The following is an 11,355-nucleotide window of genomic DNA, read 5'->3' on the forward strand; positions in this document are numbered from 1 at the left end:
GTTCCCACGCAAGCGAGGCGATCTCGCCGAGCGCCTGCCCGGCGACGATGGCAGGATCGCCGGCAGCGACCGAGAGATTGTTCACGTAGAGCGCGAACGCGATGCGCTTCCCGCTCTTGGAGGTGAAGTAGCCGGCGAGTCCCTTACCCGTCACGAGCATACGCCGGTTGAGTGGATCGTACTTGGCATAGGTCCCGGTCTTCGCGAACACTTTTCCTGCAGCGACGGCGCCCGGCTGAATCGTGGCGAGTGTGCCGTCCTTGCCCAGCACGGGGAGGGCACGCGCGAACGCGTCACCCCACGGCTTGGCCGCCAACACGGCGAGATAGCGCGTCATGAAGGCGGGCGCGAAGAGCGCATCGCCACCGGCACCATCACCCTGCACGGCGCCGCCGAGGTCGAGCCCTTCGCGCTGCAGCCAGTCGTGCGCGAGATCAAAGCCGTTCTTGCCCGCCGCGCGTGCTTCAGGCAGCGTGGCGAGCAGCAAGGGGAAGTTGCTGGCGTGCAGGTTCTGGCTGGTCTTGAGCAGCACCGTCGCTTCGGCCGTGAGCGGCAACGAGGTATGCTCGGCCACCTTGAGTGAATCGGCATACGCGGTGCGCAGTGCGGCGGCGTCGAGTGCGCGAGCCGCGAGCCGCGGCAGCACACGCACGCCGGCTTCGTTGAGCAGCTCGGCAAAGACGATCTCGCCAAAGCGTTGTGGAGAGGCAACGGCCCAGCGCGCGTTGATCGATTCGCCGCGCGGGATGCTGCCCGTCACGACGAGGACGCGGTGATCGACATTGCTGCTGTCTTCGGTGGAGACGACGCGCGCGGCCGTGCCGGAGTCGGTAGTGGTGAGGCGCGCCTGCACCGTGAGATAGCTGGTCTTTGGCGAAATGCTCACCGCCACCGGATCGCCGGCGCGCGTGCCGGGTGTGAGCACGATGTCGATGACGTTGTCGTTGACCACCATCGGCGAGAGGACAACGCGTGAGCCTAACTCACGGTCGCCTTCGGCAAAGAGCGACGCATCGACGATCAGTTGCCCCGTGATCTCCCGGATGCCCTTGGCGGCGACCTGCGCGGCGAGCTGTCGCAGCGTTGTCAGGGGATCGGTGGGGAGCGGCGGGCCGCCATAGGAGTGATCGCGGTCGATGAACGCATACGAGCCGTCGGCGCGCGCGCGTCCGGACAGATTGGGGTCGCCGCTGGCCACGAGCACGAGATCGCCCTCCAGCACGCCGTTGCGCAGTGGGCCGGTTCGGTAGACTGGCGTGCGAAATCGATGCGTCGCGCCAAGGACTTCGAGCGCCGTACCCATCGTCAGCAGCTTGGTGGTCGAACCCGGCGTGAACAGGCGATCGGCGTTGAGGCCGGCGATCGTGCGTTTCGCGTCGAGGTCGTAGAACTCCATCCCCCAGAGCGCGTGCTTGAACTCCGGGCGGTCCATCACGGCCTGGATACGCCGGTCCGGGGCGGGCTGTGCGCTGACCGACACAGCGGCACTCACGAGCGCAATGAGCGAGATGAGCGAGAGCGATCGACGTGGCATGACCTGGGGGGCGGAGGCGGGAGTCAACGGCGGGGTCTTCCAACAATCCCGCCCTTCCGCAACAACTTCCGCCGCTTCAGGAACGGTGTCCAGAGCGGGATAGGGATGGGCCGCGTGCGCGGTGCGTCGACGCCCACGCCGTGCGGCCGAAGCTACATCGCCCGGAATTCTGTCCGGCATGCTCACCTCGCCGCACTCGGGATTTCACGTCCACACGGCCGTGTTGACGGGGCAGCGGTCGGTAGGCACCTTGGGACCGACGACTGCCATCGTACCTACCCGCGCGTTACCGGACTTCGCCATGATGCCTCGAAATCACCTGTTACGTCACCGCTCGCTCGCGGTCCGGCTTGGTCTCGGCGTGCTCGCCGGCCAGCTGGCATTTGGCGTCGCTCCGCTCTCTGCGCAGCGCAAGCCGCGCGAGAACGACCTCAAGTTGCCCATCGGTGGCACGCCGGGCCCACTCGACGCGATCACCGACGTGGCGGGCGTGGAGGTTGGGCACACCACGTTGGTCTCCGGCAGCGGCAAACTCGTGGTCGGACAGGGGCCGGTGCGCACGGGGGTCACGGTCGTGCATCCTCGCGGAAAGGACAACGCCGACCCGGTCTTCGCGTCATGGTTCGCGTTGAACGGCAACGGCGAGATGACGGGTACCACGTGGATCCAGGAGAGTGGCTATCTCGAGGGGCCCATCGCGATCACCAACACGCACAGCGTCGGCGTGGTTCGCGACGCGATCATTCGATGGGAGGTGTCGCGAAAGAACGTGCTGCAGCCGTGGTGGTTGCCGGTTGTGGCGGAGACCTATGACGGCGCGCTGAACGACATCAACGGATTCCACGTGAAGCCGGAGCATGTGCTGTCCGCGCTCGACGGCGCACTCGGCGGTGCGGTTGCCGAAGGGGTCGTTGGCGGCGGGACGGGGATGCGGTGCCTCGGATTCAAGGGCGGCATTGGTACCGCGTCGCGGCTGCTCTCGGCGACCGACGGCGGCTACACGGTTGGCGTGCTGGTGCAGTGCAACTTCGGCGCACGTCGCAACCTGCGGATCGCCGGCGTGCCCGTCGGCGAGGAGATCACCGACCTCGCCTCGTGCATCGCCAATCGCGAGCCCTTGCCGAGCGGTTCGACACTTCGCCGCTGCGATGATGCGCCCACTGGGGCCGACGTGACCGACACCGATCAGGGATCCATTATCGTCGTCGTGGCGACCGACGCGCCGCTGCTCCCACATCAACTCAAGCGTCTGGCGACGCGAGTATCCCTTGGCATCGGGCGTCAGGGCGGATTCGGTGACAACGGATCGGGCGACATCTTCGTCGCCTTCTCCACGGCCAACCCGAAGTCATAGTCATCCGATAGCACCGCGCGTCTCACCATGCTGACCAACGACCGTATCTCGCCATTATTCGCCGCGACCGCGCAGGCGACGGAGGCGGCGATCACCAACGCGCTGCTGGCGGCAGAGACCACCACCGGAGCCAACGACCTGCGCGTGTTTGCGATGCCGGTGGACCGCATGCTCGCCGCCATGCGAAAGTACGGCCGCATGCGCTGACGTGCCGCGCGCGCGTCGCCGCGGGCGGTGCGCTCGGGCGACTGGACGCTGCTTGTCGACGGACCGAGGGCGCTGCGCGTCAACCTGCGCACGGATCTCGGCGAGCGATGTTCACGGTGATGTTCCTCCTCGAGCTGGAGGCGGAGGTGGCGCTGGGGACCGAGATCCGGAGGATGACGCGCGCGTTGATAGTGTATTCACGGCGTAGTACTTTTCCCTTGACGTTCGAGTGGGACCCTGACAAAGCCGCTTCGAACGCGACCACACATGGGATCGACTTCCGTGAGATCGTGCAGCGGTGGCGCGATCCGTGACCGTGGTCTTCACCGTCAGGATGCAGGCCATCCGATTGATCGCTGCCCGTTACGCCAGCCGCGAGGAGCGACAACGCTATGCACAAACGCGGCGAGGCGGGTACGTCCATGATCGTACGGGTGCGGGCCGAGCTGGCCACGCCGCGTTCGCGCAAGACCGCGCGCAACACCATGCCCAGTGACGCAGCAATCGAGCAGCGGGCAGCGAACAATCCCGACAACCCGCCACTGACCGCCGCGCAGCTTGCGTCGAGGCATCTCTTGCGCGACGCACCGCCCAAAGTGTTGTATCGAAGCGTCGGCACGACGCACGCTGGCCCTTGCACAGCAGTTGCGGCAGCGCCGCGGGGACAGCTGATGCAGCACGTCATGAGCCGTATGAATCTGCTGGGCCTGCTCGCGGGCCTGCTCCTGCCAGCGTATGCCGCGCACACCCAGGGTGCCAACGCCTCCGTCGCGCGCGGGTCACCCACGGCGGAGCGACTGCCGATCTACGTGGTGGACCCGACATGGCCGCCAACGCTGCCGAACGACTGGACGTGGGGTGATATCCGCGGGCTGTTCGTCGACGACCGCGATCATTTGTGGATCATTCACATGCCGTCGAGTCTCACCGACCAGGAAATTGGCGCGGCGTCCAAACCGCCGATCGCCGATTGCTGTTTTCCGGCGCCACCGGTAATTGAACTCGACGCCAACGGTAAGCTCGTGCAGGCGTGGGGTGGGCCGGGTGCTGGCTACACCTGGTTCAGTCAGGAGCACGGTATCTACATCGACCATCATGGCTTCGTGTGGATGGGAACGAGCAACGGCATGCACGTCATGAAGTTCACGCAGGACGGCACGTACGTAATGACGATCGGCGAGCCGGGGGTGAACAAGGGGAGCAACGATTCGACGCACCTGGGTGGGCCGGCCAACTTCTACGTCGAGCCCAAAACCAATGAGCTGTTCATTGCCGACGGCTACATCAACAAGCGGGTCATCGTCTTCGATGCTACCACAGGCGCCTACAAGCGTCATTGGGGCGCCTACGGCAAGCGGCCCGACGATTCGGTGCGGTACAGCTATCCCGTAAAGACGGCATCACCGCCGCAGCAATACTCCACGCTGCACGGCCTCGTGGGAACCAAGGATGGGCTGCTCTACGTATCGGACCGGCGTGGCAATCGCATTCAGCTGTTCCGGCAGAACGGCGAGTTTCTGATGGAGCGCTTCATACGCCCTCAAACCGGTGGCTCGGGGAGCGGGTTCAGCCTGCAAGTGTCGCGCGATGCCGAGCAAAGCCTGTTGTACCTCATCGACGGCACGAACCAGCGGGTGTGGATTCTGCGACGGAAGGATCTCGCTATTCTCGATCGCTTCGGCCGGCCGGGTCGTCAGTCGGGCGAGTTCATTCGCGCGCACATGATCGCGATCGATTCCAAGAACCGCATGTACACCGGCGAAGCGGGAAACGGCCGACGCATTCAACGGTGGATTCTGCAGGGGACACGACCGGCGTCATCGGTTACGCCGCCAACTCCGTAGAGGGCGCGGTGCGGCGAAGTTCACTCACGTGGCCGCCCTGGCGGACTTTTCCCGCCATGCTGCCAGCCACGCGGTCGACACCACGAGACGCGGACGCAGACCATCATGGCCCCAGCGCACCAATGGGGATCACCATGATGCCATCCTCGCGTCGGTAGGCCCCACCCGTCCCTACGATCACGCCGAGCACACTCGGCGCACCGAGCACGCGCGTATCGACTTTGGCGGCAAACCGGCGTAGCGACTTTACGGCGTCGTCGATGGCGAAGGTCCCCAATTTGATTTCGAAGGCGCCCCATCGCCCATCACTGAGCGTCACAATCGCGTCCACCTCCAGCCCCGTGTTGTCACGGTATTGCTCAACCGTGCCACGCGCGTCGTCCGCATAGACGCGTAAATCGCGGATGACGAGTGATTTAAAGAGTAACCCTGCCAATCGCAGGTCCTGCAGCAGCGCGTGCGGGGTCGCGCCGATGGCCGCGGCGGCTAACGCCGGATCCGTTAAGTGCACCACCGGTGCGGAGCGTTGTCGCGACCGCGATCGCAAGTGGGTCCCCCACGACTGGAGCGGCTCGATCAGGTGGATGCGAGTCAACGTGTCGAGATACAGCGCGACCGTGTCGGGATCGATTGGCCGACCCGGTGTCACAGCATCGGCCGCAATGGCGGTCGCCGTCATCGGCCCGCCGCTGTGGCGTGCCAAGGCTCTGATCACGGCTTCCAGTCGCGCCGGTCGTGGTGTGCGCCCGAGGAGCCGTGGAATATCCGCGTGCGCCACCGAGGCGAGGTACTCGCGATGGACGTCGAGCGTGTCGCCGGCCGTGCCTTGCACGCCCGGGAATCCACCCACGGTCACATGCGACAGCAACTCCGGAACGGTGAGCCCGGTGTCAGCCGCTGTCATGACGTCGGCGTTGAGCAATGCTGCGAGCGACACCGCACCGGAACTGACCCCGAGTTCGGCAAGGGTGCAGGGACGCATCTTGAGGCGAATGAAGCGGGCAGCACCGGTATGGCGCGTGTCGTTGTCGACGGGCACCGCCGAGCCGGTGAGAATGAACTGGCCAGGCTGCGCGCGATCGTCGATGGCGCCGCGCACACTCCCCCAGATCTCTGGCACCAGTTGCCACTCGTCCAGCAGTCGTGGTATCGGCCCGCTGAGGAGGGCGTCGGGGGCGGTCTGCGCCAGCAATCGCGCGTTCGGGTCTCGGTCGAACGAGACACTGCTTGCCGCGTGCTCCAACGCCGTGCGTGTTTTACCGCAACCGCGCGGACCGTCGAGGACCACGCCACCGGCGCTTCGGAGCGCGCTGTCGAGGCGCGCGTCAACGATTCTGGGGCGATAGGTCACGTGAATGGGCGTACCGGGGGCGCGTGGCTGAATATTGGGCGGCTGACGGTAAAAGAAAGCCAGCACCACCGCGATCACCTTCACAAGGGTGCCCGCACGGTCCAGCCAGACGCCTTTTGAGCGCCAGCAATACGGATTGAGTCGGAGGTCATGACGAAGTCGGCTGGAAAAGATTACCCCGAACTACTGCTCGGGCTCGTGCATCCGCACCACCATCCCCGGTCCGGTCAGCGGCTCACGATCAAGACGCAGCTCGATGAACGTGGTCGTGAACGGATGAAAGAAGCGCACGGCGCCGCCCGGCAACACACTCGACAGATCCAACGATCCGTACCACGTACCGCCGCGATTCGGGGCCTCGACACCAGCGGTGTCGACCAACGCACCGCTGTACAGCACACGCTGCGTCCCCGTGCTGGCGTACAGCTGCGCCGTGAGCCGGCGCCCACGCCCACGCAGCAGCGCCGAATCCTTCAATCTTGAAAGATTCACGTGAAAGCTGCGGTAGCTCGGATCGCCACCGTACACATGCACGTCCTGCGTGAATGGCACCAGCGTGGTGCCGTCGCGCAGACCGAACTGCAAATTCCAGTCGCGAATGCCGTCGCCCCGCTCGTCCACCGCCCGCACCACGAACTGCTGCCACGGCACCATCGCCTCACGCGTAGCACGCACCACCGCCTCGGCGCGCTCGCACCACGCCGCATAGGTAGGGCGCGACGATACCCGCAGCGCATCGATCACCATCTGCGTCAGGGCGGGCGGCGGCGCCGACAGAATGCTGCCGTGATCGACATTCGCGATCGGATGCATCGGCACATCGTCCTGCGTCCACGCAACGACCTGCACCCGCGCATCATCCGCACAGTCGGCCGAGAGATCGAGCACCACCTTGCGGCTGTTCAAGGCGCAGCCGGCCCACCGCACGGTGCCGTCGGTACCGGGGCTGTTCGCCAGGGCGGCGAGCCCGCGATAGCCGCGCGCGCCGCAGAACACGAACACGTACGGCGTGGTCCGCTTCGAGTCGTAGAAGCTCTCGCTGCCGAACAAGTCGGCGTGCGACAGCTCCCAGCCGAACCGGCTGCCAAGCTCCAACGCGTCGAGCACCTGGTCACCCGCCTCGAGGAAATCGGGGCCCAGCTGCTTGCGTCCCTTCACCAGCGCACCCAGAAAGCTGCGCCCCTTGTGCGCCAACGGCGATCCGAAGGTGGCAGGGGCCAGCGCAATCACGTGCTTCACGCGCGCACGCCGTGGCGCGGTCATCCCGCGCCGAGTCAGCCACGCGCGCAGCACCAGCATGCCGGTGGAGTGCACGATGACGTCGAACGGCTCGTCGTCGGCCAGCCCCACCCGCTGCCGCAACACCTTGTCGAAGCCTTCGGCGATATCGCGCACCGAAACATCATTCGTCAGCGATTCATAGCTCACCGTGCACAGCTGCTCGGCGGTCCAACCCGCGGCCCGCAACACCGTGCGCCAGTGATCGAACGCACTGCCATCGGCGCTGTACCCGTGCAGCAGAATGAGCGGACGATCGGCCATGACGGGTGCCGTGCGACTAGCGGGTATAGCTCACGAGCCACGGGACGGCGCGACGCACGCCGTTCCCCACCATCAGCAGATGCCCTTCGTGGCGGAACAGTTCGTATGTCGCACCCGGCGTCGCCTTGGCGGCCGCTTCCACGCGCGCGGCGGGGATAATGCCGTCGAGCTCCGCCCCGATGAACAGCGACGGCGGCGCGTTCGGCACCGTGATCGGACTGCCACCGGCCAGCATCGCGACCGCCGCAATCTGCGCCGGTCGCGCCTGCGCCAATCGTGCCGCCGCGCCGGCGCCCATCGAGTGCCCGATCAGGTACACCCGCGAGCTGTCGATGCGGAATTCTTTGCGCAATAGCGCCATCAACGCATCGAAATGCTCAGGCGTGGCGCCGAACACGTCGGTTTTCGGCGACACCAGAATCAGCCGCTGCTCGGCCGCCAGCTTCGTCACGAGGCCACTGCCGTACGCATCCACGAACATATTCTCGTCGCCGCCGGCGCCGTGCAGCACCAGCAGCACCCCCACCGGCTTGCGCACATTCGCCGACGGTGGCGCCACGATGCGCATGGGTACCAGCGCGTTGTTCGCGCCGCGATACACGCGCCAGAAATCACCCACCAGTCCGATGTACGGATCGCGTCCGCGTTCCAGCACACTCACTTCGCGCGCCAGATCGCGAGACAACTTGGCCGGATCGTTCAGGAACTCCGCACTACGGTCGGGCGACGGCACATCCACCAGCAGCTTGGCGCGCTCGCGCGTGGACAGCAATGCCTGCGCCAGCGCCCCCGTGCTGTCCACCACCGCCAGCCGCGCCAGATACTCGTCGCGCGCCGCACTCGCCGGCGCACCGTTCAGCACACGCGGCCCCACCGGCGCCGAGACCGGCGGCGTGGGCACGCCACCGAGCTGCACCGCAGCGGCATCGATCGTACCGACCGCCGCGGCGAACTGTCCGCTGAAGAAGCTCAACGCCGCGCGGTCCACGGTGCGGTTCACCTGCGCGCGCAGACTGTCCGGTAGGGTCTTCGCGTTCTCCCGCTGCGTGTACACCGCATCCACACGCATGTACGCCGCCGCGAGATCGGCGCGCGTGACTTTCGGGGCCGCGACCACCGGTGCCTGCGCCCACACCAGCGCCGGTGCGAACAACACGGAAATCGCGCTGAGACGTCTAAGTATCGTCATGCAGGAAACAGTCCTTCGATAGAGAGATATCGCTCGCCGGTGTCGTAGCAGAACGTCAGCACGCGCGCGCCGTCGATCATGTCGGGGAGCTTCTGCGCCACCGCCGCCAGCGATGCGCCGCTCGAGATGCCGATGAGGATCCCCTCCTCGCACGCCGACCGCTGGGTGTACTCGAACGCCGCTTCCTCCGTCACCTGAATCGCGCCATCCAGCGTATCGCGGTGCAGGTTGTCGGGAATGAAGCCCGGCCCCACACCCTGAATGCGGTGCGGACTCGGAGCGCCGCCACTGATCACCGCCGACTTCGCCGGTTCCACCGCAAAGGTCTTCATGGCTGGCCAATGCTGCTTCAGCACTTCGCTGCACCCCGTGATATGCCCGCCGGTTCCCACGCCGGTAATGAGATAGTCCACGCCATCGGGAAAGTCGGCGAGAATCTCGCGCGCCGTGGTCAGCGCATGCGCGCGGATGTTCGCCTCGTTGGCGAACTGGTTCGGCATCCACGCGTTCGGTGTGCTCGCCACCAACTCGTTGGCGCGCTCGATTGCCCCCTTCATCCCCTTCTCGCGCGGCGTCAGGTCGAACGTGGCGCCGTAGGCGGCCATCAGCTTCCGACGCTCAACCGACATCGACTCCGGCATCACCAGCACCAGTTTGTAGCCCTTCACCGCCGCCACCATCGCCAACCCGATACCGGTGTTCCCCGACGTGGGCTCGATGATCACGCTGTCCTTCGTGAGCAGGCCGCGCTGTTCGGCATCCTCGATCATCGTGAGCGCGATGCGATCCTTGATGCTGCCACCAGGATTCGCCCGCTCGAGCTTCATCCACACCTCCACGCGCGGATCGAACAGGCGATGCAGACGCACGTGCGGCGTGTGGCCGATGGTATCGAGAATCGTCGAGACGCGCATGGGTTCGTGTGGCAAGAGTGAACGAACGGGAACAGCACTGACCGCTAGATGTGAAACTCGAGACCGTCGTCGGCCGGACGCTGTTCCACCCGGCTCGAGAACTGCACCACCGAACGTGGCGGCACCGACGACGTCATCCAGACATTCCCACCAATGATCGAGCCGTCGCCGATCACCGTGGTCCCACCCAGAATGGTCGCATTGGCGTAGACGACCACATCGTTACCGATGGTGGGATGCCGCTTCTGGTGCGCCAGCTTCTTGCTCACCGCATGCGCACCCAGCGTGACGCCCTGATACAGTCGCACCCGATCGCCGATGATGCTCGTTTCGCCGATCACGACGCCCGTGCCGTGATCGATGGCAAACGACGCACCAAGCACCGCCCCCGGATGAATATCGATGCCGGTTTCCCGGTGCGACCATTCGGAGAGCAGCCGCGGAAACACCGGGACGTTCAGCAAATAGAGCTCGTGCGCCACGCGATGCACCGCCGTGGCGAGGAAGCCGGGATAGGCCACGATCACTTCTTCCAGACTCTCGGCTGCCGGATCACCCGCCAGAATGGCCTCGGCATCGAGCAGCAGCGACGCCCGCACGTTCGGCAACTGGTTCAGGAACGTGGCCACCACCGGCTCGACGTCGTGCACCATCGGCGTGATCGCCGCCCGCAACAGCGCGTCGATCTGCGCCGCTTCTTCATCCACGCCCGCCACGCCCAGCCGCAACGGATGCGCGAACTGCGGGAAGAGGAGCGCCAGCACGCGACCGGCGAACTCCTCTGCCAACGCCCGCAGCGGACGCGGCGCATCACTGGCGCGGCGTTCGGCGCGCAGCTGCTCGAGAAACGACGACCAGTGCGTCGGTGCGACCATCCGATCTGTCATGCTGCAGAATCTACAGTCGTTCCAGCGACGAGACGCGGTCCTGCGCCGCTTCCGCCACATAACACTGCAGTCCCACGGGCACGAGCCCGGCCCGCTTCATGAGCCCGCGATACCACGACGCCGACCTCGGCGGTGGCCAATCGGTGTCCCCTTCGAAGCGATCGTCCTTCGTGAACAGCTCCAGATACGCCACGCCTCCCGTGCGCTGCGCCACCTGCGCCACGCCGCTCGTGAGCTGGGGGATCGACAGATAGTTCAGCATGCCGCAGCACACCACGAGATCGTACTGCTCGCGCAGATCGAGCGAGCCGAGCTCCTCGATGCCGCCCTGCTGCAGATGCCGTCGCGCCCCGAATTTCGCCACCGCGTACGCGCTCGGATCGACGCCCTGATACGCCACTCGCGGACGCAGCGCCCGCAATACCGGATACCAGTTCCCCTCGCCACACCCAACGTCGAGCACCGTGCGCACGCGTCGCCCCAACACCCACTCGGCTGCGTGCAACACGAACGCCACCTGCCGCGCCAACTCG

At 66.0% G+C, this 11,355-nt stretch carries 8 protein-coding genes and 1 pseudogene; 2 read left to right on the forward strand and 7 right to left on the reverse strand.

Annotation, left to right across the window (positions count from 1 at the left end; translation table 11 throughout):
• Nucleotides 1–1,534, reverse strand: a 1,534-nt coding sequence (gene dacB, locus ACIRA7_RS11425) for a D-alanyl-D-alanine carboxypeptidase/D-alanyl-D-alanine-endopeptidase (protein WP_396220970.1), incomplete at its 3' end; no start/stop codon positions are given.
• Between the two features lie 304 nt (nucleotides 1,535–1,838).
• On the opposite strand from dacB, the pseudogene ACIRA7_RS11430 reads away from it, so the two are divergent.
• Both ACIRA7_RS11430 and ACIRA7_RS11435 read left to right on the forward strand, forming a co-directional pair.
• A pseudogene (locus tag ACIRA7_RS11430) lies at nucleotides 1,839–3,095 on the forward strand (P1 family peptidase).
• Between the two features lie 392 nt (nucleotides 3,096–3,487).
• On the forward strand, nucleotides 3,488–4,939 hold the full coding sequence (locus ACIRA7_RS11435; protein ID WP_396220971.1) for a hypothetical protein: 1,452 nt from the start codon (nucleotides 3,488–3,490) through the stop codon (nucleotides 4,937–4,939).
• A 103-nt stretch (nucleotides 4,940–5,042) separates the two neighbouring features.
• Here ACIRA7_RS11435 and ACIRA7_RS11440 read toward each other — a convergent pair whose 3' ends face one another.
• The 6 genes from ACIRA7_RS11440 to ACIRA7_RS11465 form a co-directional block, all read right to left on the reverse strand.
• Nucleotides 5,043–6,356: an ATP-binding protein gene (locus tag ACIRA7_RS11440; protein ID WP_396220972.1), complete on the reverse strand. Its 1,314-nt coding sequence runs from the start codon at nucleotides 6,354–6,356 to the stop codon at nucleotides 5,043–5,045.
• A 117-nt stretch (nucleotides 6,357–6,473) separates the two neighbouring features.
• Complete coding sequence (locus tag ACIRA7_RS11445; protein ID WP_396220973.1) at nucleotides 6,474–7,832, reverse strand: esterase/lipase family protein; 1,359 nt, start codon at nucleotides 7,830–7,832, stop codon at nucleotides 6,474–6,476.
• Nucleotides 7,833–7,848: 16 nt separating this feature from the next.
• Nucleotides 7,849–9,021, reverse strand: coding sequence for a hypothetical protein (locus ACIRA7_RS11450; protein ID WP_396220974.1), 1,173 nt, complete (start codon nucleotides 9,019–9,021; stop codon nucleotides 7,849–7,851).
• On the reverse strand, nucleotides 9,018–9,935 hold the full coding sequence (gene cysK / locus ACIRA7_RS11455) for a cysteine synthase A (RefSeq protein WP_396220975.1): 918 nt from the start codon (nucleotides 9,933–9,935) through the stop codon (nucleotides 9,018–9,020). Before cysK ends, ACIRA7_RS11450 begins: the two co-directional genes overlap by 4 nt.
• A 44-nt stretch (nucleotides 9,936–9,979) precedes the next feature.
• Nucleotides 9,980–10,822, reverse strand: a complete 843-nt coding sequence (locus ACIRA7_RS11460; RefSeq protein WP_396220976.1) for a serine O-acetyltransferase — start codon at nucleotides 10,820–10,822, stop codon at nucleotides 9,980–9,982.
• 10 nt (nucleotides 10,823–10,832) lie between these two features.
• Nucleotides 10,833–11,355: class I SAM-dependent DNA methyltransferase (locus ACIRA7_RS11465; protein ID WP_396220977.1), on the reverse strand; the 523-nt coding region annotated here is incomplete at its 5' end.

Source organism: Gemmatimonas sp. (assembly GCF_044376735.1).
Classification (GTDB): domain Bacteria; phylum Gemmatimonadota; class Gemmatimonadetes; order Gemmatimonadales; family Gemmatimonadaceae; genus Gemmatimonas.

Excerpts from the sequence above, each read along its gene's own strand:
- ACIRA7_RS11460 (WP_396220976.1), bottom strand. The coding sequence starts at position 10,822 with ATGACAGATCGGATGGTCGCACCGACGCACTGGTCGTCGTTTCTCGAG.
- cysK (WP_396220975.1), bottom strand. The coding sequence starts at position 9,935 with ATGCGCGTCTCGACGATTCTCGATACCATCGGCCACACGCCGCACGTG.
- ACIRA7_RS11435 (WP_396220971.1), top strand. The coding sequence starts at position 3,488 with ATGCACAAACGCGGCGAGGCGGGTACGTCCATGATCGTACGGGTGCGG.
- ACIRA7_RS11445 (WP_396220973.1), bottom strand. The coding sequence starts at position 7,832 with ATGGCCGATCGTCCGCTCATTCTGCTGCACGGGTACAGCGCCGATGGC.
- ACIRA7_RS11450 (WP_396220974.1), bottom strand. The coding sequence starts at position 9,021 with ATGACGATACTTAGACGTCTCAGCGCGATTTCCGTGTTGTTCGCACCG.